We start from the raw sequence: 22073 nt of genomic DNA on the forward strand, positions 1-22073 counted from the left end.
AAGGTTCATAGACTTCCCTCCGTTCGGCTGGCGGCTCGACTGCGGATTTCCGCGGTATAGCCTGCAGGGTCAGGCGGGGGAGGTTGTAGTTGCATTACAGCTCTCGTGCAGACAGCGTCGGCGAGGCCGAGGCAGGGGCATTCTGCGCATCGCCCTTTCGCCTCGCGCTGATCATCCCGGCCTATAACGAAGAGGAAACGATCGAACAGACGATCGCCACCTTGCGCGCCCTGACGCCCGATATCTCGGCCATGGGCGGTTCGATCGAGATCATCGTCGTCAATGACGGCTCGAAGGACGAGACCGGCCTCCGCGCGGCGCAGGCCGATCACATCATCACCCATCATTCCAACCGTGGCCTCGGCGCCAGCGTCCGCGACGGGCTGGCCAAGGCGAGGCTCCTCGACGCGGATATCGCGCTGAAGCTGGATGCCGACCTACAGCACGACCCGGCGGATATTCCGAACCTGATACGGCCCATCCTGCGTGACGAGGCCGACATCGTGTTCGGGCATCGGCATGCCCGCATCGAATACAGGATGCCGTTCGTCCGCCGCGTCGGGAACAAGTTCTATAATTGGATGATGAGCAAATTGACGGGATGGCCCATCGTCGATGCGCAGCCGGGCATCATTGCCTTGAACAGGAGATACCTGTCGGCATTCGATCTTCCCGGAAATTATAACTATGCGCAGCAGATACTGCTGGATTCCCGATACAGGGATCTCAAATTTTCCCAGGTCGATGTCAATTTCAGGAAGAGACGGCACGGATCATCTTTCATCACGTTTCGATATCCGTTGCTGACGACCTATCAGATCCTGGTGGTCATCGCGCTTTATGCCCCGATCCGCGTCTTCGGACGGTTCGGGCTGGCCCTGTCCGGCCTGGCCGCCTCGATCGCGATCGCCGAGATCGTCCTGTTCCTGCTGAACTTCACCTCGAAGCCGGTCATCCATCCCAATCTGGTGCTTGCCCTGTTGTTTCTCGGGATACAGAGCCTGTTCTTCAGCATACTTGCGGAGATCGTGCGGACGAGGAGGTCCTGATTGCCCCCCGACCGTGATCGGCCGCACATCGCCGTCATCGGTTCCGGCGCTGCCGCGGCCGGAGTGCTCCTCGCCTGCGCCCAACGCTTCCCATCCGGCTCCATCACCCTGATGGAGCGCCGGCGCGACGACGCTCCACCCGAGCCGGGGGCTGGGCGGCAATCGGACCCCGCCTATTGGCGGGAGCTCTATGCCTCCATGCGCGCGCAGGCCGGGCGAAAATTCCCGCCACCGAAGACACGTTTCGGCGCGGTCGCGCCGCGCCTGGCTGTCGAGGGCGGCGGTCCCGTCTGGCAGAGCCGCGAGCGCGGCGGTCTCACCAATTATTGGGGTGGCTCCACGGCCGTGTTCAGGCAGCGGGACTTCGACCGATGGCCGATCGCCCTCCTGGATCTCGCGCCGTTCTATCGGATGGCGGCCGATGCGATCGGCATCTCGGGCGAAATCGACGATCTCAGTCCGCACTTCGAGTCCGAGACGCTGAACCGCCCTCCGATCCGCGTCTCGGAGACCACGAAGCGGCTGATCGGCGCCGTCAACCGCTCGACGCCGGCCTTCGGCTTCGGCATTCGCGCCGGCATCGCGCGGCTGGCGCTGGAGACGCGCGGCGGCCACGAGCACGAATGCATCTCCTGCGGACATTGCATGGTCGGCTGCCTGCAGCAGTCCGTCTATTCGGCCCGCACGACGGTCGACCGGTTCATCCGATCCGGGATGCGGGTGCTGAGCGGCAAGGTGATCGCCTTCGATGCGTCGTCACGCCGTCTGACGCTCGAAGATGAGCAGACCGGCCGCCGCGATCAGGTCGGCCCGTTCGATCTGATCTTTCTGGCCGCCGGGTGCATCGGCACGTCCGAGATCGTCCTGCGCTCGACGAGCCATCTCGACAGCCTCGGCTTTCGCGACAATCCGGTCGCGAGCTTCCCGATCTTCTATTTGGGCCGGCTGGAGGGGGCGAGCGAGGCGGGCCATGTCGCCCTCGCCAACGCGCTGCTTGCCGCCATCCCCGAGACCACATCGTCTGGACACGCCTTCTCGGTGCAGATCTACCCGTTCCTCGACCATCTGTGGCGCTACGTCGTGCCGGGTTCGGTATGGCCGCCCTTCGAGTGGATGGGACGGGCGGTGCGCCGGCGCCTGATGATCGGACGTCTCTACCTGCATTCGGACCACGGGCCGAGATATTCCCTGGCGCTCGACAACCGGGGGATGCCAACCATCCGGCTCGAGCAGCCGCGCTCCGTCCAGCCGGGGGCATGGCAGGCGCTGCGGAGCGCGCTCTCGCGGCACGGATTCTATGTCCCGCCGAAACAGCCGGTCGCGCAGCACACGAGTTCGCACTATTCCGGCAGCCTTCCCTACGGTTCGTCGGGCGGGCCGACCGCTGGCGGCGAGATCGCTCCGGGCGTGTTCGTTTGCGATTCCTCGGTGTTTCCGGATGCGCCGGCCTGGTCGCCGACGCTCACCATCATGGCCAACGCCATGCGCACGGCCTCGTATGCCGGCGAGATCCTGTCGTGATGAAGGTCGCGCGCTTTCTGGGCGTGCTGATCACTCTCGCGTCCTGGGTCTATGTCGCGAGAGCTCTGGTGAAGAACTGGCAGCTGCCGGCGGATGTCTCGATCCCATCGACCATCGCGGAGATCCTTGTCCTGAGCTTCGTCTACGTCGTCGCGCTGATGGTGCTGGCTTTCGCCTGGCAACGGCTTCTGATCTTCAGCGGCTGCGCCGGGATCCCGCCGCCGCGAGCGCTGATCATCTTCGGAAAATCCGAAGTCCAGAAATACATCCCGTCAAACGTCGTTCATTTCGTCAGCCGCTATTTCCAGGCGCAGCAATCCGGCGCCACGATCCGGCAGGTCGGCATGTCGCTGTTTCTGGAGGCGGGCCTGATCGTCTTCACCGGCGCCGTGATTACCTTGCTGGGGGATGTGGACCATCTGACCGAGCTCACGCATGTGAACCCGGCCATCTGGCAGGCGATCATCGCCCTCTGCCTGCTCCCGCTCGTGTTCTGGCACACCGCCGGCAGTCTCCTGTCGCGCTTCTCGTTCTTCCGCGCGCTGAACTGGAGCGAGCGCGGCCGACTGAGCGTCGCCGTCAGTATCCTCTGCTATCTGACTTTTTTCCTCATTTGCGGCGGCATCATCCACACGCTGGTGGCCAGGCTCGGAATAACCGGGGCGGGTGACAGCTTCTTCAAGACCGTCTCGATCGCGGCGCTGGCGTGGGTCGCCGGCTACGTCGTCGTCGGCTCCCCCGGCGGCATCGGTGTCCGCGAGGGCGTCTTGATCTACGCGCTCACGGGTTCGGCCGGATCGTTCAGCGCCTATGTGGCGGTGACCTACCGCATCGTCACGCTCGGCGGCGAACTCTGGTTCTTCTTGATCTGTACGCTCGCGGATCGTCTCGCACAAAGGAAGGCCATATGAACGGTATCTTTTCGCCGGTTCTCGCCGACATCCGGAAGCGGAACGTCGGCCCGCAGCTGCGCGGCCGCGTGCTCGATTTTGGTTGCGGCGTCGGGCGTTTGTGCGATCTGGTCGCGGCCGATCGGTTCGTCGGCGTCGATACGGGCGAGGACGTCCTGGCGGCGGCACGGCAACGGAACCCCGGATACACCTTCCAGCCGGTGTCGATGCTCGGTCAGTTGGGCAGCTTCGATACGATCGTCGCCATGGCGGTCATCGGCTATTTCGACGATCTCTCCCGATTGCTCGGTTCCTTCGCCGAGAAACTGACGCCGACGGGCCGTATCGTCATCACCTCCCCAACGCGTCTCGCCGCCCACCTGCATCGGATCGGACGCACCGTGCGGCTCTTCGGCGATGATTTCTACGAGGCCGACAAGACCCTGCCGCAACGGCCGGAGTTCGAAGCGGCCTCCGCCCGGGCGAAGCTTCGCATCGTCGAGTATCAGCCGTTCATGCTCGGCCTCAATCAGCTCGTCGTCATTTCCCGCTAGATCCGGTACGCCCCATGACAGCCTGGCCGCGCTTCAAGATGTACGGCGTTCCGACGATCTTCCGGCAGGCGGTCTCGGATTTTGCCGGCGGTCGCGTCCAGTCCGGTGACGACGTCGCGGCGCTGGAGCGGGCGCTCTCGGATCTCACGGGTGCCGCGCATGCCATCGCGGTGCCGCAGGCCCGCGTCGGCATTCACCTCGTCCTGAAGTCCCTGATCGAACGATCGGGCAAGCAGAAGGTCGTGCTGTCGCCCTATACGATCTACGACGTCGTGAACATGGTCGTATCGGCCGGCGGCATTCCCGTTTTCGCCGACATCGAGCCGAACAACGCCAATCTCGATCCCGACGCGGTCGCTCCCCTGCTCGACGACGGCGTCGCGGCAGTGCTGGTTACACATCTGCATGGCCTGGTCTGCGATCTGGAGCGCCTCGGATCTCTCTGTCGCAAGCGCGGGATTCCGTTGGTCGAGGACGCCGCGCAGGCGTTCGGGGGGCATTGGGAGGGTCGCGCGCTCGGGACAGTCGGCATCGCCGGGGTTTTCAGTTTCGGCCGCGCCAAGAACGTGAACTGCTTCTTCGGCGGCGCCGTCGTCACGGACGATGGCGAGCTGGCGCGGGCTCTCCGGGACGAGGTCAGGGACTATGCCGCGATGGATCCTGCCAAGCTGGCCAAGCGTGTCCTTTCCTGCCTCGGATACAGTGTCGCCGTCTCGCGGGCGCTCTTTCCGCTGATCACGCACCCGCTGTATCGCTGGCTCACACTCAGGCATCCGAAGCGCGGTGCCGAACTACTTTCGACCGAGCGGAGCCCGGTCCTGCGGTCGTCATTGCCCGAGGCATCCAGGCGCAAACTGTCGCCGATGCAGGCTCGGTGCGCGCTGGGTCAGTTTCCCGCGCTCGCGGAGCAGCAGCGAAAGCGCGGGAAGCTGGCGGAGATCTATCGCAGCGGACTGGCGAACCTGCCGTCGCTTCGGTTGCCGATCGAGTTGCCGGGAACCGACAACGTCTATCTGGCCTATCCGATCCAGGTCTCCGATCGCGTCGCCCTGCAGCAATTCATGGTGCGCCAGGGGCGGGATGTCGTTATCCAGCACATCGGAAATTGCGCAGACTACGATTGCTTCGCCGAGTATCGGCGATCTTGTCCGGTCGCCCGGGACGTCGCCGCCTCCGTGCTGCTCCTGCCGACCTATCCGGACTATCCGCCGTCGGAGGCGCGCGCCAATGTCGAGGCCATCCGCGCCTTTCTCGAGGTTCATTCGCAGTGAGCGAGGTCGACAACCTCCAGCGGTCCCTGCGGGTCCCCAATCTCGATCGATGACGTCGCGCAGGCGCTGGAAAGGCCGCGAAGCGTCTCGATCTCCTCGAGCCAGCGTTGTCCGCCCTCCTTGTTGCGGCGGTCGACGTCGTTGAGCGGTTCGAAGGTCGCGAGCCATTGGTGCAGTTCGGCCATGCCGAAGTTCGCGCCGCCGTCGTTGCGAAGAAAAACAAGACGATCGATGCCTACACTTCGCAGGCGCCGCAGCGTGGCAGCCGGATCGCCGACAACGGCGGCATGGTCGCCCATCATCGTCCTGTTCGAAAAGGGCAGGGCCCCGGAGGGGCAATCGATCAGGACAACAGTGCCGGCGCCATCGAGAGCGCGGTCCAGCGCGTACCGCGCCTCCGGCTGGAGCGACCAGGAACAGATCAAGGGATCCGACCGTGCCGGCGCGGCCACTCTCGGCCACTGCATCGCCACGGCCAATCCGAGAACCACGACGCCTGATATCGAAAGCAACACCTGACGTCTTGACCGGTCCGGCCCGTACCTTTGCGCGAGGCTGAGCAAGGCAAAGGTCATGGCGGTGAAAAGGACGCCGTCAATGACCGGGATATAGTAGCGCTGCAGCTCGATGAACCGCGCTCCCGTTTTGACGACGACAATCGCGGACGTCGCGCCGGCGAGCAGGAAGAACATCGCCAGGATTCTGTATTTCCCGGCCGACGGACGGCTTCCACGCAGAAGCGCCGCGGCGAGCGCGACAAGCCCGAGAAGGAGCAGGCCGAGACGCGAGAGAAACGGGACGTCGCCGAGACCTACCCGCATCAGCCTGACGGCGTCGGCTACCGATCCCACCGGCAGATAGTCGCTGCTTTGCGTCGATGTGAGGCCGCCCGTGTCCCTCAGAATGATGGCGTACCAAAGCCCGGCGGCCACCGCGGCGACGCAGAGCACCAGGACGGAGCGCCGGTAGCGCTCGCGCCAGACCGTGAGCCCAATGGCCGCCGCTGCGATCAGGGCCAGTTGCGGTCGCGCCGTCGCCGCCAGTATCGGGATGATGGCGCTGACGAGGATGTACCGATGGGGCGTTCTCGAAATGCTGAGGCTCACGAGAACAGCGGAAACTCCCCCCATGCAGATCGCCATGCCGAGATTGGTCTGGGAGGGCTGCAGGATCAGAACGCCCGCGAGGGCTGCGAAGAAGGCAAAGACGAAGCCGGTGCCGACGAGGAGCGCCGCGAACAGGAACAGGACGACGGCAATCGCGGAGTCGATCGAGGCGACGTAGGCGGTGCCGGCGGGCCCGGCCGAGAACAGCGCCTGGAGGAGGGTCCAGCTGCCGAGGTTGGTCGGCCGCCTGTCGCTGAAATATTCGACGACCGCGCCGGTATTCAGCATCTTCTCGATGAAGAACAAGTATTCGGGATCGTCATAGGGATTGATCGCGGGGCGTGCCAGAAGCGATAGCGCCAGAGCCGCGGCGGTACAGAGCCACCCAATCCGCCGCTCTCGCAGCCAATCCCGCAGCCGGCGCCGTTCCGTCGACGTGACGGCGATGAGGGCGGCGGCGACGGGAACCGCCAGCATCGCTGCACGCGTCGCATATCCGGCGGCGTAGATCGCGCTCAGACACAGCCACAACGCCGACAGACCCAAGAGAACCGACCAGGCAAAATCGGCCGATCGAATGTCGGCCGCTGGCACATCGGCCGGCATAGTCGCCCCGCGCCGGGCGAAGAACTCGGAAAGGGACAGGCCGACAAGATCGCAGGCGATCACGATGAAAATCGCCCAGCCGAGAAAGGCCATGGACATCCAGAAATCAGGCATCGCCTATCTCCAACAGAGCCAGGCCGGCTGTATCCAACATGATTTCCTGCTTGGCCCTCTATGGGCCGAGGACCATTCAACTCGACGCCAGCGATTCGCGCACGCGGGGTCGACGTATTCGTTGCGTCCTCAGCTTGCCGCGCAATGCCGATCTTCTGTGCCGACGGATGCTGTCGCGAAGGAAGTCGTCTCTCCAGATGGAACCCTCGGCTCGCGGCTGGCGTTGAGCCTCGTCCAGACAGACGGAGGTATGTCATGCCCCGGGGTGACAAATCGAAATATACCGACAAGCAGGAACGCAAGGCCGACCACATCGCGGAGAGCTATGAGGAGCGCGGCGTATCCGAGAAGGAGGCCGAGCGCCGCGCCTGGGCGACGGTCAACAAGGACGACGGCGGCGGCAAGAAATCCGGCTCCGGCCGCGGCGCCCATACTGGCCATCCGGCAGCCCACAAGGGGGGCGAGAAGGGCGGAGCCGCCTCGGCGGCGCGATCGGCCGCCGATCGTTCCGCCTCGGCCAAGAAGGGTGCTGCGACCCGCAAGCGCAACGCCGAGCATCGCGCGCATAGCTAGCGCGCCGGGCCGAATACCCGAAATATCAAGGCTCCCGCCGCCGGTTGAACCGAGCGGGAGCCCCAGCCAAGGGAGGCGGGAATGGACCAGAAAGTGGGCCGGCTACCGCAGGAACCCGAACCATCCGAGGAATCTCGCGCCAGCACCACGGCAGCCCGCCAGGGCATCGCGCCGCATCGGCTGCGCTACATGCTGGGCGCCGGTATCGCCGCGGTCGTGCTCGGCTTCCTCGCCGTCTATTTCCTCGTCGGGTGAGGGGCGATCATGGCGCCGCGTTCGTTCTGGAAAGGCTATCTGAAGCTCTCGCTCGTCACCTGCCCGGTGGCGATGGTGCCGGCGACGACCGACAATGAAAAGGTGCGCTTTCACACCTTGAACCGCGCCACGGGCAACCGCGTGGTCAGCCAGTATGTCGACCAGGAGACGGGCGAGGCCGTCGAGGACGACGACCAGGTCAAGGGCTATCCGCGCGGCGAGGACGAGTATCTGATGCTCGAGGACGACGAGATCGCCTCCGTCGCGCTCGAGAGCACGCGGACGATCGATATCGAGAGTTTCGTGCCGGAGGGCGACATCGGCTGGATCTGGTACGACAAGCCGCATTACCTCGTGCCGGACGACGCGGTTGGCGAGGAGGCGTTTTCGGTCATCCGCGACGCCATGGCCTCGACCGGCACCGTCGGCATCTCGCGGCTGGTGCTCTATCGGCGCGAGCGCGCCGTCATGCTGAAGCCGCGCGATACCGGCATCGAGCTCTGGACCCTGCATTTCGGCGACGAGATCCGAGAGGAGGGCGCCTATTTCGAGGGGATCCCCTCCGAAAAGACCGATCCCAAGCTGATGGAGATGATGCAGGCGCTGATCCGCCAGCGCACCAAGGCGTGGTCGCCGGCGCTGGTCAGCGATCCCGTGCAGGAGAAGCTCCTGGAGATCATCGCCGCCAAGAAGAAGGGCAAGAAGCCCGCGACGTCGAAGGCGCCGCCGAAATCCGAGGGCAATGTCGTCAGCATTCTCGACGCCCTGAAGCGGAGCCTTTCCAGCGAGGGAAAGAGCTCTCCGAAAGGCGCCTCGAAGGGCCCACCCAGGGACAAATAGCCTCGAAAAACGTCAGGCCTTGGCCGGTTGCTTCTTCGCTGGCTGCTTTGGCTCGCGGAGCGGCGCGGCGGCCTTGCGGAAATCCGCCCATGGGTCGCGCGCGAGGGCGGCGAGCCGGGTCGGCATGTTGAGCACGGTGAAATAGGAAGGCCCGATGCCCGGCGTCAGTTCCTCCCAGGCGAGCGGCGCCGAGACGGGCGCGCCGGGACGCGCCCGGGTCGAATAGGGCGCCACCGCCGTCTGGCCGCGCTGGTTGCGCAGATAGTCGATCAGGATCTTGCCCGGCCGCTTCGCCTTGGTGATCGTCGCGACATAGTGGTCGGGACTGTCGCCCGCCATGGCGTCGGCGAGGCCCTTGGTGAAAGCCTTGACCGCCGGCCACTCGGCTTTGGGCGTCAGCGGCGCCACCACATGCAGGCCCTTGCCGCCTGACGTCTTGACGAAGGGCTCGAGGCCGGCGTCGCTGAGGCGCTGGCGGACTTCGCCGGCCGCGGTGATGACGGTCTCCCAGTCGACGCCCTCGCCGGGGTCCAGATCCATGATGATCATGTCCGGCCGCTCCCAGTCGGCGACCGTCGAGCCCCACGGGTGGATTTCCAGCACGGCGGACTGAACCAGGGCGATCAGCCCGTCGAGATCGGCGATGCTGATCAGTTGCTCCACCGCCGCCGTCGACGGATCGTCGACCAGCCGGATCGCGGCGTTCAGGCCCTTCCAGGCGTTCTTCTGGAAGAACTGCTCGCCGTTGATGCCGCTCGGACAGCGCAGCAGCGACAGAGGCCGGTCGGTGACGAAGGGTGCGATATGCGGCCAGATCTCGGCGTAGTAATCGGCGAGGCCCTCCTTGGTGACGCCCGCGTCCGGCCAGTATATGCGATCGGGATGGGTCAGCTTGATGCCGTGAGACTCAGCCTCGGCGGCATCCTTCGCCTTTGCCGCCACCTTTCCCTTCGCCTTGCCTGTCTCGGACATGGTTGGCATCTCCCGGGTGATCTCGTCGGCGGGCTTGTCTTCCCGCAGGCCGCGGAAGGCAGCGTGGCGCAGATGCCCGTCCGCCGTCCAGGCGCGATATTCGATCTCGGCGACCAGTTCCGGCCGCACGAAGCGTACCTGCCGGCCTTCCTCCGCCGTCAGCGGGCGGCCAAACGGGCTGGTCGTGACCCGCATCCGCTCCAGCGTCTGGAACAGGTCTTCCGCCATGCGGGACGAAAAGCCCGTGCCGACGCGGCCGACCGGCTGCAGGGTGCCATTCTCGTGAACGCCGAGCACCAGCGACCCGATGGCCCGGCGCGACGTCGTCGAAGGAACATAGCCGCCGATGACGAATTCCTGCCGCTGCGAGCTCTTCGTCTTCAGCCAGGTCTTGCTGCGGCCGGAGCGATAGGGCGAATCCAGCACCTTCGAGACGATGCCTTCGAGACCAAGCCGCTGTGCATGGTGAAAGACCACCGCGCCGTCTTCCTCGAAATGCTGGCTGAGACGGAGCAGCGGCGCGCCGTCCGCCACGACCTGTGCGAGAACCTGCTTGCGCTCGGAAAGCGGCAGTTCGCGAAGGTCGTAGCCGTCGAGATAGATGAGGTCGAAGGCGTAGAAGATGAAGCGATCGGAGCGGCCCTCGCTCAGATCCGCCTGGAGGGCGGAGAAATCCGACGCCCCGCTCGCCGTCTCGACCACCAGCTCGCCGTCGATCAGCGCCGTGCCGAGGGGCAGCGCCTGCAGTGCGGCGACGATCTCCTTGCCGAACTTCTTGGTCCAGTCGAGCCCGGTACGGGTCAGGAGCTTCACCCGCCCGGCCGCGACATGCGCCTGCAGGCGGTAGCCGTCGAACTTGATCTCGTGGATCCAGCGCGCGCCGGCGGGCGGGGTGTCGGCCAGGGTCGCCAGCGCCGGTTCGACGAAGTTCAGCATGCGCGCCTTCTTCGCGCCCGGGAGCGTCGCCGGATCGGGCAGGGGCGGGGGCGGCTCGGGCGTCTCTTCGGCCTTGGCCGCGCGGGACGCTGCCTTCTTCCTGGCTGACTTCTCGATCTTGCCGGTCTTCGACGACCAGCCGGGCGCCTCGTTCTCGACATCGGCGATGGCGCGGCCGGTCGTCACCGAATCCGGCATCTCGTCAAGGATGTCGGGCGCGCCGGCCGGACGAGCCTCCTCGTCCTCGGCCTTGATCAGCAACCAGTTCTCGCGCTTCTCGCGCGGCTTGCCGTGCATCTTCACTAGATGCCAGCGGCCATGCAGCTTCTCGCCCTTCAGCTCGAATTCGAGATGGCCCTTGGCGTAGCCCTTGTGCGGATCGCCGACCGGCTCCCAGCTGCCGCGATCCCAGAGCAGCACGGTGCCGCCGCCATATTCCCCCTTCGGGATGGTGCCCTCGAAGCCGCCATATTCGAGCGGATGGTCCTCGACATGCACGGCGAGCCGCTTTTCCGAGGGATCGAGGCTCGGGCCGCGCGTCACGGCCCAGCTTTTCAGGACGCCGTCCATCTCCAGGCGGAAATCATAGTGCAGCCGCGTCGCGTCGTGCTTCTGGATGACATAGCTGAAGCCGGGCTTTGTCTTCGCCCGGGCCGGCTTGCGGCCGGCCGGCTCCGGCGTGGTCTTGAAGTCGCGCTTGCTGCGATAGGTTTCGAGCGTCGCGGCCATGTCGGCTCGCCCTCATCCGGTTGCGTCAACTGGCCTTGCGTCTCGGCGCGGCGGGCTTTGCCGGCTTTGTCGTCGCGGTGGTCTTTCGCCGTGCCGCCGGCGGTTTTTTCGCGGCGGCGGTGCTTTTTTGCTGCGCGACGCCGGCGCTTTCGCGGAGCGCCGCCATCAGGTCGACCACCTTGGCCGTCTTCTGCGGCGCCGGCGGCGTGAAGGTCTTGCCCTCGAGCTTCGCCTTGACGAGCTCGCCAAGCGCCTCCTCGTAGCGGTCGTGGAAAGCGGCCGGATCGAAGCTGCCGCGCTTGGTCGAAATGATGTGCTCGGCGAGCTTCAGCATCTCGCCCTCGAGTTTGAGCTTCGGGATATCGTCGAAGACCTCCCGCGCCGGGCGGACGGCGTAATCGAAGCTCAGCGTCGTCGCGACCATGCCGTTTTCCTCGGCGCGGATCAGCACGCTGCGCATCCGGCGGAACAGGACGGCGCGCGCGATCGCCACCGCGCCGCTCGCCTGCATGCCGTCGCGGATCAGGGCGTAGGCTTCCTGGGCCGGCTTGTCGGCGGGAGCGAGGTAATAGGGACGGTCGAAATAGACGTCGTCGACGGCATCGACCGGCAGGAAGGTCTCGACCGCCAGCGTCTTGTCGCTTTCGGGCTGCGCCGAGGCGATCTCGTCCGCGTCGAGCTGGACATACTCGCCCGAGCCGATCTCGTAGCCCTTGACCTGATCGTCGGTCTCGACGGGCTTGCCGGTATCCTGGTCGACGAACTGGCGGCGGATCCGGTGGCCGGTGTTGCGGTTGATCGTGTGGAAGGCGATGCGGTCCGAGGTCGACGCCGCCGTATAGAGCGCGACGGGACAGAGGATCTCGGCGACCTTGAGGTAGCCCTTCCATATCGCCCTTGGAGCCATGGGCCGTACTCCTACGCCACACCCACCAACAAACGCCCACGCGACGGCCATCCTCCCGGCGGAGCGAACGAGGAGTCCAACGAGGTTTTCGCAATTCGGTTCCGGTGGAATCGGCGCGAGGCGGAGATTGAGCCGGATTGGCGGTGCGGCTATCGTCGGTTGTGTTCGAGCCGGTGATGCCGGACCCCGCCTTTGCCTCCATCCAGCTTGCCTCCATCCAGATTGACAGGTCCATGCAGTATTCCGCCTGCCTCGAATGGCTCTTCGCAGCCGAAGCGCCCGATTTCGCCGATCGCATCCGTCTTGCGCAGAAGGCCGGCCTCGCGGCGGTCGAGTTCTGGCATTGGCGCAACAAGGATATCGACGCCATCGCCGCCGCGCTGGACGAGACCGGCATGAAGGTCGCCGGCTTCGTCGCCGAGCCGATGGTGCCGCTGACCGATCCGGCGAAGCACGCGGAATTCCTTGAGGGCCTGAAGGCCTCGATCGATGTCGCCCGTCGCCTCGGCGCGCCGGTGCTGATCGTGCAGGCCGGCGCCGATCTGCCCGGCCGGACGCGCGCCGAGCAGCGTCAGGCCTTGAGTGAGGGCCTCGCCCGTTCGGCCGAGATCCTGACGGGTTCCGGCGTGACGCTGGCGGTCGAGCCGCTCAATACGCTGGTCGACCATGTCGGCTATTTCCTGCCCTCGACGGTCGAGGGGCTCGACATCGTCGACGAGGTCGGCCGGCCGGAGATCAAGATCCTCTACGACATCTACCATTCGGCCGTGATGTCGGAGGCGATCGGCGACGTGCTCGCCGGCCGCGTCGACCGGGTGGCGCATGTGCATCTCGCCGACACGCCCGGCCGGCACGAGCCGGGCACCGGCGTGCTCGACTGGCAGGCGCGCGTCGCCTGGCTCGAGGCGAATGGCTACCAGGGCCTCGTCGGCCTCGAATACAAGCCGACGACCGATACGGTATCGAGCCTGAAGCAGGTTCTCGCGGGCTGAGGCCGCTCTTTCACCTCTCCCTCAGGGAGAGGCAAAGATGCGAGCTTCACTGGTTGGATGACGGCGGCAGGAAAACCGCCGCCATCCTCGCCAGTTACGCGAACGGCGTCTCGTCCAGGAAGCGCTCGAGCACGTTCCAGGTGATGCGCGAGACGTTGTTGTCGTAGTTGTTGTGCAGCAGCGAGCCGCACCAGGCGATCGACGAGGTGGCGAATAGCGCGCCGCCCGACGGCGTCTCGCCGAAGGCCAGATCGGCGTGGACGCGCTCGTTCTGGTCGCCGCCGAGATTGGGCGGCACCACGCCGAACTCCTCGTTGACCAGCATCATCATGCCGCTGTGCCCGTCCGAGGAGGCGAGGCGCAGCATATTGGGCGGGCCGCCGAGATTGGGCGTGATGCAGTCGAGCTCGATGCCGGCCGCGCCGCCGCCGACCAGGCCGAAATCGCCGATGATCTCGTCCGGCACGTCCTTGAAGATGAAGGCCGCGCGCGGATTGTCGGCGTCGGGCGCGCGGCGGTAGTAGGTCGAGACGTCGAAGCCCTGGGCGATGAAGCCGACGCCCGCCATGACGTTGGGCGCGCGGCCGATGCGGCGCCAGAGGCCGCCGAACTCGCCGTTGAAGGACTGGTAGTATTCGCCGGGCTCCGCCGCCCAGGTGCGGATGCCGTCCTCGGCGCGACGCACCTCGATGACGCCAGGCTCCGTCTTGTGGAAGCCGATGCGCCAGTACCAGCCATTGCCGCCCATATACATGAGCCGGCCGCCGCGATCGATCCACGCCTTCATGCCGTCCCACATCGCCGTCGAGTGGTATTCGGGATGGGTGCCGGTGATGACGACGCGATAATCGGCGAGGAGGTCGTAGCCTTCCTCGTGCAGGTCCTCGTCGGTGATCAGATCGTAGTCGACGCCCTTGTGGTCGAGCCAGTCGAACAGATGGGTGTCGGCATTGTACTGGTAGAGCGCCGAGCCCGGGCCGCCGAGCCAGGAATGATAGCGCGGCGAGAAGTTCAAATTGGGCCGCAGCCGGCTCGAATAGCAGACACCCGAGCCGTCGGCATGGGTGTCGTATTGCGAGCCGCCGATCTCCGGATGGTCGTACATGTAGAGATCGGCATGGCCGAAGGTGAGCAGCCGGCCCATCTGCCGCTCCGCCCCGCGGGCCGTGATGTGTTCGGCGTGGTTGCAGTAGGAGAGGTAGGACATGGTCGGCGCCAGCACGAGGACGGACGGGCGCTTGCCGCGCTTCGCCTTGTCGCGCGGCGGGCGGACGAAGAACGGGATGTAGGTCTCGCGCGTCGCCGTCTCGTCGCTGTCGCCGGCGCGGGCGTGCAGCGCATAGGCGCCGCTCTTGAGATCCTCGGGGATCGTCAGCGCGACCGAAGTCTCCCACCCGGCGTCATAGATGTCGTCATGGTGGAAATGCACCGCGCCGTAGTGCTCGGGCTTGTTCGGCCAGGCGTGTTCCTCGCCGGTCCAGTTGTGGCCCTTCATGCCGCGCGCCGGCATCTGCATCAGCCGGCCGTGCCGGCGGAAGGGACCGACATCCACGGCCTGCACGCTCTCGATCTCGCGGGAGAAATCCCAATGCGCGATCAAGGCATTGCGGATCTCGCGCGGCGCGATGCCGCCGAGGAGCGCGTCGTGATCGGCGTGGGTGTGCAGGCCCGTCAGCAGGATCGGCCCGTCCACCTTGCCGTCGAAATGATGGGCGGTCGTCCCGTCCGCCTCCGGCCGGCCGGCGAGATGGAAGGCGACCGCCGCCGGCTTGACGGCGAGGCGGACGCGGCCGCGGAACTGGCCGTGGTCGCGGATCACCGCGAAGGGCACGAGCGGGCGCTGGTCGAGCGTGACCTCGCCGCTGACCGGATCGAAGGTCACGGCGAGCTGGTACCACTGCCGCTCCAGCATCGGATGATCGACGCGGACGGTCTCCACCCCGCCGGCGCCGTCGCCGATGGTCAGCGACAGGCGGCCCTCGTCGCCGATGCCGATCGAGAAGCCGGCGTTCGTCTCGGCGTCCCACTGCGCCGCGATGACCTGTTCGCCGCGCTTCGGCAGCGTCGGCCAGACGAAGCCCAGAAAGGTGAAGGTCCGCTCGGCGATCGCCGGCAGGCCTTCGGCGATCATGTAGGAGCCGGCGTCGATGCGCTGCGGCTTGCCGGCATGAATGCCGTCGATCCCGGTCGGGACATGCGGAAACTTGAGGCCGGGGCCGGCGGGATTGCAGTCGCCATTGACGACGCGGACCAGCCGGGCCTCGAATGTTTCGCCCTCTTCGAGCGATATCTTGAAGGCGATCTCCTCGCCCGGGGCAACGCTGTAACGGTCCGGATAACCGACGATCTTGAGCATGGAATGAAGTCCAGATTGGCGCATGAAACGGGATCGCCGCGGCCGGCGATCGACTGTTCGGGAACCGCGTCTGAAGCGTTTTCGAGCGAAGTGGATATCGGTTCGCGTGAAGAAAACGCGGCAAACAAAGGTTCTAGTCGCGGAGCGGCCGGTTGATGCTTTCGCCGGTCAGAAGGCGCCAGCGCCGGCGGAAGACTTCCCATTCCGCCTCTTCGATCTCCGTGAAGACCGGCCCGTCCTCGATCGCGATCGGCTCGCGACGGTCGGCCGGCATCATGCCGAGCACCCATTCCTCGAACGGACGCTTGCAGACGAGCACCACCTGCTTTCCGGACGGATCGTGGCGCATCGTGTTGAGGAGGCGTTGCAGGCCCGGGCTGTGCGCCCCAATCGGCTTCTGGCGAAATTCCTCGATGTAGTGTCGATCTTTCTCCGGATCGATCTTGTAGACCATGAAGCACTCCCCCTGCATCGGCACTCTACAATGGAAACTGAAACAACTCCGACAAGACGAGACCCGCCGCGCCCAGCAAGGCCGCGCGGTCCTCCGTCTCGCCGATCGCGAAGCTGATCTCCCCCCCGCTTCGCGATGGTACGAGGGCGCGCACGTGTCCGGCAATCGCCTTCGCCATGATTTCCCCGCCACCGACGACGTCGCCATGCAGCACGTAGAAGTTCGGCGCCACGGTCTGCTGCAGATTGGCGATGCCGACGGCGACGTTGCGGGCATAGCGATCGAGCAGGTCCGCCGCCCCCGGCGCGCCCGCCTGCGTCAGGCTGACGAGACGGCGTGAATTGATCTCGTCCGGCGCGTCGATGCCGATTTCGCGGGCCTGGCGGCGCAGCCATCCGAGCGTCGCGATCGTCTCCCAGCAGCCGCGCCGTCCGCAGGCGCAGAGGTCGCCGTCGACCTGCACGAAGGTGTGGCCGAGCTCGCCGCCGGCGCCGCTCTGGCCGCGATAGAGATGGCCGCCGAGATAGAGCGCGCCGCCGAGCACTTCGCCCGTATAAACGGCGGCGAAGGTCTGCATGCCGCGCCCCTTGCCGAACCAGCGGTCGCCGACGAGCAACGCGCGCGGATGGTGGTCGAGCAGGGCCGGCAGGCCGAAGCGCTTGGTCAGCATGGCGCCGAGCTCGAAGCCGTTCAGGACCGGCGCCAGGTTGACGGCGATGATGGCGCGTCGCTCGGTATCGACCATGCCGCCGACGGCGACGCCGATGCCGAGCGGTTCGCGCCGGGCGGCCGCGAGCGTGCGGGACGTGCTGCGTTCGATGGCACGCTCGATGTCCGCGATCCCCGGATGTCCGACCGGGAAGGTCTCGCTCGCCTCGGCCGAGATCGTGCCCTGCAGCGTGACGAGGCAGGTATGCACGGCGTCGGGCATCAGCATCATGCCGCAGATCGGCCGCGCGTCCGGCGAGAACCAGAGCGGCCGCGCCGGCTTGCCGCCGGCCTCGCTCGGCGGGATCGGTTCGCCCTCGACCAGGACCTGCTGATCGAGCAAGGGCTGCACGATGCCGGAGATGGTGGTGCGGTTGACGCCGGCGAGCCGTGCGAGCTCGGCCCGGCTGGTCGGTCCGAGGTCGAACAACGCCTGCAGGACCCGCCCCCGATTGGCCGAACCGACCATGGCGGAGGAGAGCAGGGAACGACTTGGCCGGGCGGTTCGGAAGTCGCTCGGGGCGTCTTCCTCATCCGTTGCCCAGCGCTGCTCTGAAGGTTCGCGCTCCAATCCGTCCTCGTTCTGCTTGCGGCGGCCATTTGCGGGAATTCCGGCTTCCATACCGGAAACCGGCTCGCCATGCGTGCTTCCCTTGCGGCTTCCGAAATAATTCTTAGCCCAACGTCGCAGCGTTGACGAGGTAAAATGTTTGTGCGAGCCTCATACTAACAAGACGATCGAGACGCCGTGACAGACTTCGATGGGAACCGAAGTGTGCGACGCAGCAATCAACGGCGTCCGTGATGATCAACGAGCACCCGGCATGGACCGGGCGCCGGCCAATGCTTCCAAGAGGAGAGTGGGGACATGTCTGGATTCGATTTCAATATTTCCCGTCGCGGCCTGCTGAAAAGCGGCATCGCCTTGGCCGGCACGGCAGCGATCGGCGGCGGCCTGGTGCCCCGCCCGGCGCGGGCGGCCGACACGACCCTGCGCGTTCTGCTCGCCGGTGACCCGTTCTACTACGCGATCGAGGGCCTGAAGGACCAGTTCCAGCAGGAGACCGGCGTCAAGCTGCAGATCGAGGCGATCTCGCTCGAGGCGCTGCAGGCGCGGCTCACCTCGTCCTTCATCAGCAACGAGCCGGACGCCGACGTCATCTCCGTCGACCAGATGTGGCTCGGCCAGTATCTCGAGAGCAAGTGGATCCATCCGCTCAACGAGTTCATCAAGGCGGACAGCGACACGCATATCGAGGACTTCATTCCCGAGGTCCTCTATTCGATGAATACATGGCGCGGCCAGGTGGGAACGCTTCCCGTCGCGGCCTATGGCCAGATGGTGCTCTACCGCAAGGATTTCGCCGACAAGGCCGGCATCAGCGTGCCGGAGGACGGCAGCTGGACGTGGGAGCAATATCTCGCGGCCATCCAGAAGATGCATGGCCAGGATTTCGACGGCCACAAGATGGTGGGCACCGTGCTCGCCGGCCAGCAGCCGGCGCCGATCGTGCACATGTACAGCCAGCTCGCCGCCAGCATGGGCACGCGCTGGTTCAAGGACTTCCCGGCCGGCACGCCCTGGGACTTCCAGCCGACCATCAACAGCCCGGAAAATCTCGCGGCGCTGAAGCTCTTCGGCGATCTCTACAAGAATGCCCCGGCGGAATCTGTCGGCTACAACTGGTTTGACGCCGGCATGCGCTTCGCCAAGGGCGATATCGGCATGTTCTACTGGTGGACGCCCTATGCCTACCTTTGCAAGAAGGACGGCTACATGAGCGGCAAGGACTCGGTCGTCGCCGACAAGCTCGGCATGGCCCGCCTGCCCAAGGGACCGGGCGAGCAGGTCGTCTCGCTCGGCGGCCACAGCCTCGGCATCACCGCCAACACCCCCAATCGCGATGCCTCCTGGCAGTTCGTCAAATGGGCGACCTCGGCCAAGACGCAGAAGGCGATGGGCCTCTACAACAAGTATGGCTACCAGTTCTCCGACTTTGCCCGCCCGTCGCTCTACAAGGACGCGGAGCTTCTGAAGATCTATCCGCACCTGACCGCCCAGCTCGGCGATCTCGAGCGCGGCAACGGCAAGGTCGTCCGTCCGCCCGTGCCGGTCTACACGACGCTCGAAGGCATTTACGGGCTCAATCTCAACAAGGTCCTGACCGGCCAGCTGACGCCGGAAAACTGCCTTTTGGAGACCTCGACCTTCTTCGAGACCATCCTCAAGGGCAATTTCCTGATCCCGTATCAGCAGGCCTCCTATGACGACACGCTCGCGGCGACCGAGGCTCTGATGAAGTCCCTCGCCTGAACCATGCGGCCGGAAGCCTCCTGCGAGGCTCCGGCCCACGAAGGGCGGACCGGTTGCTCCCGGCCGCGTCCGCCCTCTTTTCGATTGGAGCGTCCATGTCCGCTGTCACTCTCGCCGCGCCGCCTCGGGCGCGACGGCGCCTGCCCGACTATACGCCGTGGCTCCTGATCAGCCCGTCGATCCTGCTGCTCGTCGCGCTGATCGCCTTTCCCTTGCTCTTCGCCCTGAAGAACAGCTTCTACTTCTGGAACCTGCAGATGGGCCCGGCGCCGATGGGCTTCATCGGGCTCGACAATTATAAGATGGCGCTGTCGAACGGCATGTTCCTCGGCTCGCTGTGGACCACGCTGCAGATGACGCTGGTCGGCACCGTGGTCGAATTCTGCCTCGGCCTCGCGATCGCGCTGCTGCTTCTGCGCCGCCTGCCCGGCATCAAGTTGACCCGCGTGCTGCTGATCATGCCGACCACCATCGCGCCGATCGTCGTCGGCTTCCTGTTCCGCTACATGTACGACCCGAATGGCGGGCTGATCCCCTGGCTGCTGACGTCGGCCGGCATCCCGTTGCCCGCCGCCGGCCTGCTCGGCTCGCCGTCGACGGCGCTCTGGGCGGTGCTCTTCGCCGATATCTGGCAGTGGACGCCGTTCTTCGCGATCGTGCTCTACGCGGCGCTGCTCGCCGTGCCCGGCGAGATCGTCGAGGCGGCGCGGGTCGACGGCGTCTCGCCCTGGAAGCAGCTGCTGCACGTCAAGCTGCCGCTGATCCGCAAGACGGCGCTGATCGTCGTCATGCTGCGCTTCATGCAGATCTTCAACACGTTCGACCTGGTGGTGGTGCTGACCAAGGGCGGGCCGGGAACGGCCAGCCGCACGCTCGGCTACAGCCTGTATCAAGCCGGCATGGTCGATTTCAACATCGGCCTCTCCAGCGCCATGACCTGGATGATGGTGATCATCGTCAACGCCATCATCGGCCTGTTCGTCTTCTTCGCGTTCAAGGATTGGGACTGATGGAAGGCTCGGAAAGCGCTACCGGCCGCTGGCTCGGCATCGCAGCCATGGTGCTGCTGCTCTTGGTCTTCATCGGTCCGATCCTCTGGTTCATCCTGCTCGCGATCCGCCCGGCAGACACCTATTTCGCCATGCCGCCGGTGCTCTCCTTCACGCCGAACTGGGAATCGATCCGCTATACCTTCTTCGACCCCGGCAACAACGCCCCGCAGCTCGGCAACAGCCTGATCGTGGCGATCGGTGCCGTCGCGCTCAACCTGCCGTTCTCGTTTCCGGCCGCCTATGCGCTGTCGCGCTACAAGATCCGCGGCCGCAAGCACATCATGCTCTGGTATCTCGGCCTGCTGATGGCGCCGCCCGTCGCCTTCCTCATTCCCTATTCGGTCCTCGCCAGCATGGCGGGGGTGAAGGGCACCTATTTCTCGATGATCCTGATCTCGCAGACCCTGACCATTCCGTTCTCGGTCTGGCTGATGCGGAGCTTCATCGACGAGGTGCCCATCGAGATCGAGGAGGCGGCCCGCATCGATGGCGCCGGTACGACGACGATCCTGCTCAAGTTCATCCTGCCGATGGTGATGCCTGGCCTGATCGTCACCTCGATGTTTGCCTTCGTGTTCTCGTGGAACAACGCGGCCTTCCCGCTGGTGCTCGCCAATCGCAGCACGACGACGCTGCCGGTCGGCACGCTGCAATATTTCGGTACCGCCGGCGTCACCTGGGGTTTCATCGCCTCCGCCGCCGTCGCCGCCATGATCCCGCCCATGCTGATCTTCCTCGTGCTCGACCGCTACGTCGTCCGAGGCCTGACCTTTGGTTCCGTGAAAGGATGATACGGAAATGACGTCATCGCGTAGAATTCGCTTCGGCGTGGTGGGGGCGGGCCTCTGGGGCTCGTTCCATTGCAAGACGCTGAGCGCCATCGAGGGCGCCGAGCTCGCCGCCGTCTGCGACCTGAACCCCGAGCGCGTCGCCGAGATGCAGAAGCAGTTCGGCGCGGCCAGGACCTATACCGACTATCGCGAGCTGATCGCCGATCCCGATATCGACGCCGTGACGGTGGCGACGCCCGATTTCGCCCATGGCGACATCGTGCTGGCGGCGATAAAGGCCGGCAAGCACGTGATGAGCGAGAAGCCGCTGGCGACGACCTTGGCCGAGGCCGAGGCGATCGCCGACGCCGCTGATCGCAGCGGCCGCAAGGTGATGGTCGACTTCCACAACCGCGTCAGCCCGGCGATCGTCGCGCTGCGCGACACGATCGCGGCGGGCGATATCGGCCTGCCGCTGCACGGCGCGGCGCGTCTTTCCAACACGCTGTTCGTGCCGTTCGAGCTGCTCTCCTGGGCCGGCAAGTCCTCGGCGCTCTGGTTCCTCGGCAGCCATTCGGTCGATGCGCTGCGCTTCGTCATGGGCTCCGAGGTCAAGCGCGTCCAGGCCATGGTGCGGCGCGGCTTCCTCGCCTCGCAGGGCGTCGATACGGCCGACGTGCATGTCGCGCTGCTCGAATTCGAGAATGGCGCTGTCATCTCGCTGGAGAACAGCTGGGTGCTGCCGAACGACATGCCGAACATCGTCGATTTCCGGATCGAGATCGTCGGCGAGAAGGGTCTGCTTCAGGCCGAGCCGACGCAGGCCGGACCTTTCCGGAAATTCACGGGACCCGGCCTCCGGACCGCCGATCTGTTCGGCGTTACTCCGGCGGCTGGTGGCCGCATCGGTGGCTTCGTCATGGAAGCGATCGCCCGCTTCATTGATGCCGTCGCCACCGATGCGCCTGTCATTGCCAATGCCCGCGACGGCCTGCAGGTGACGCGCGTGCTGACGGCGATCGAGAAGGCCGCCGCGACGGGGCAGACGGTGACGCTCGCCGACGGCGTCGTCTGACGACGGGGCGCCAAACAAAAAAGGGCGGC

The 22073-nt window shown here is 65.8% G+C and carries 19 protein-coding genes; 13 read left to right on the forward strand and 6 right to left on the reverse strand.

Annotation, left to right across the window (positions count from 1 at the left end; translation table 11 throughout):
- The first annotated feature begins 89 nt into the window (after positions 1-89).
- Genes K32_RS00835 through K32_RS00855 form a run of 5 tightly spaced genes read left to right on the forward strand, consistent with a single transcriptional unit; the run spans position 90 to position 5285 of the window.
- A complete protein-coding gene (locus K32_RS00835) occupies positions 90-1049 on the forward strand; it encodes a glycosyltransferase family 2 protein (protein WP_201402209.1) in 960 nt (319 codons plus the stop codon).
- A complete protein-coding gene (locus K32_RS00840; RefSeq protein WP_201402210.1) occupies positions 1050-2570 on the forward strand; it encodes a GMC family oxidoreductase in 1521 nt (506 codons plus the stop codon).
- Positions 2567-3481, forward strand: a complete 915-nt coding sequence (locus tag K32_RS00845) for a hypothetical protein (RefSeq protein WP_201402211.1) — start codon at positions 2567-2569, stop codon at positions 3479-3481. The genes K32_RS00840 and K32_RS00845 overlap by 4 nt, the downstream gene beginning before the upstream one ends.
- A complete protein-coding gene (locus tag K32_RS00850) occupies positions 3478-4014 on the forward strand; it encodes a bifunctional 2-polyprenyl-6-hydroxyphenol methylase/3-demethylubiquinol 3-O-methyltransferase UbiG (RefSeq protein WP_201402212.1) in 537 nt (178 codons plus the stop codon). Before K32_RS00845 ends, K32_RS00850 begins: the two co-directional genes overlap by 4 nt.
- Positions 4015-4028: 14 nt before the next feature.
- Entirely contained in the window at positions 4029-5285 is a 1257-nt protein-coding gene (locus K32_RS00855; protein ID WP_201402213.1) for a DegT/DnrJ/EryC1/StrS aminotransferase family protein, read from the forward strand.
- Here the strand turns inward: K32_RS00855 and K32_RS00860 are convergent.
- On the reverse strand, positions 5273-7111 hold the full coding sequence (locus tag K32_RS00860; protein ID WP_201402214.1) for a hypothetical protein: 1839 nt from the start codon (positions 7109-7111) through the stop codon (positions 5273-5275). The genes K32_RS00855 and K32_RS00860 overlap by 13 nt on opposite strands.
- Before the next feature lie 255 nt (positions 7112-7366).
- Between K32_RS00860 and K32_RS00865 the strand changes: the two genes are divergently transcribed.
- The 3 genes from K32_RS00865 (at position 7367) to K32_RS00875 (ending at position 8779) form a co-directional block, all read left to right on the forward strand.
- Complete coding sequence (locus K32_RS00865) at positions 7367-7684, forward strand: plasmid stabilization protein (RefSeq protein ID WP_201402215.1); 318 nt, start codon at positions 7367-7369, stop codon at positions 7682-7684.
- Between the two features lie 81 nt (positions 7685-7765).
- On the forward strand, positions 7766-7939 hold the full coding sequence (locus K32_RS00870; RefSeq protein WP_201402216.1) for a hypothetical protein: 174 nt from the start codon (positions 7766-7768) through the stop codon (positions 7937-7939).
- Positions 7940-7948: 9 nt separating this feature from the next.
- On the forward strand, positions 7949-8779 hold the full coding sequence (locus K32_RS00875) for a Ku protein (protein WP_201402217.1): 831 nt from the start codon (positions 7949-7951) through the stop codon (positions 8777-8779).
- Positions 8780-8791: 12 nt separating this feature from the next.
- Here the strand turns inward: K32_RS00875 and ligD are convergent, their stop codons facing one another.
- Together ligD and K32_RS00885 are read right to left on the reverse strand one after the other, a co-directional pair.
- Entirely contained in the window at positions 8792-11416 is a 2625-nt protein-coding gene (ligD, locus tag K32_RS00880; protein WP_201402218.1) for a DNA ligase D, read from the reverse strand.
- A gap of 25 nt (positions 11417-11441) precedes the next feature.
- Positions 11442-12323, reverse strand: a complete 882-nt coding sequence (locus K32_RS00885; RefSeq protein WP_201402219.1) for a Ku protein — start codon at positions 12321-12323, stop codon at positions 11442-11444.
- A gap of 233 nt (positions 12324-12556) precedes the next feature.
- Here K32_RS00885 and K32_RS00890 point away from each other — a divergent pair, with 233 nt between their 5' ends.
- On the forward strand, positions 12557-13315 hold the full coding sequence (locus tag K32_RS00890) for a hydroxypyruvate isomerase family protein (protein WP_201402220.1): 759 nt from the start codon (positions 12557-12559) through the stop codon (positions 13313-13315).
- 94 nt (positions 13316-13409) lie between these two features.
- Here K32_RS00890 and K32_RS00895 read toward each other — a convergent pair whose 3' ends face one another.
- The 3 genes from K32_RS00895 to K32_RS00905 form a co-directional block, all read right to left on the reverse strand.
- A complete protein-coding gene (locus tag K32_RS00895) occupies positions 13410-15671 on the reverse strand; it encodes a N,N-dimethylformamidase beta subunit family domain-containing protein (RefSeq protein ID WP_201402221.1) in 2262 nt (753 codons plus the stop codon).
- 133 nt (positions 15672-15804) lie between these two features.
- Positions 15805-16125, reverse strand: a complete 321-nt coding sequence (locus tag K32_RS00900; RefSeq protein ID WP_201402222.1) for a hypothetical protein — start codon at positions 16123-16125, stop codon at positions 15805-15807.
- 25 nt (positions 16126-16150) lie between these two features.
- The gene (locus K32_RS00905) at positions 16151-17455 is read right to left on the reverse strand and encodes an ROK family protein (protein ID WP_244669764.1); all 1305 of its coding nucleotides are present in this window, start codon (positions 17453-17455) and stop codon (positions 16151-16153) included.
- 246 nt (positions 17456-17701) lie between these two features.
- Between K32_RS00905 and K32_RS00910 the strand changes: the two genes are divergently transcribed.
- The 4 genes from K32_RS00910 to K32_RS00925 all read left to right on the forward strand — a co-directional run bounded on the left by K32_RS00910 (position 17702) and on the right by K32_RS00925 (position 22044).
- Positions 17702-19147: an extracellular solute-binding protein gene (locus tag K32_RS00910; protein ID WP_201402223.1), complete on the forward strand. Its 1446-nt coding sequence runs from the start codon at positions 17702-17704 to the stop codon at positions 19145-19147.
- A 95-nt stretch (positions 19148-19242) separates the two neighbouring features.
- The gene (locus K32_RS00915; RefSeq protein ID WP_201402224.1) at positions 19243-20157 is read left to right on the forward strand and encodes a carbohydrate ABC transporter permease; all 915 of its coding nucleotides are present in this window, start codon (positions 19243-19245) and stop codon (positions 20155-20157) included.
- Positions 20157-20990: a carbohydrate ABC transporter permease gene (locus K32_RS00920; RefSeq protein WP_201402225.1), complete on the forward strand. Its 834-nt coding sequence runs from the start codon at positions 20157-20159 to the stop codon at positions 20988-20990. The genes K32_RS00915 and K32_RS00920 overlap by 1 nt, the downstream gene beginning before the upstream one ends.
- Positions 20991-20997: 7 nt before the next feature.
- The gene (locus K32_RS00925; RefSeq protein WP_201402226.1) at positions 20998-22044 is read left to right on the forward strand and encodes a Gfo/Idh/MocA family protein; all 1047 of its coding nucleotides are present in this window, start codon (positions 20998-21000) and stop codon (positions 22042-22044) included.
- Positions 22045-22073: the final 29 nt, after the last annotated feature.

The organism is Kaistia sp. 32K (genome assembly GCF_016629525.1).
In the GTDB taxonomy this organism is placed as follows: domain Bacteria; phylum Pseudomonadota; class Alphaproteobacteria; order Rhizobiales; family Kaistiaceae; genus Kaistia.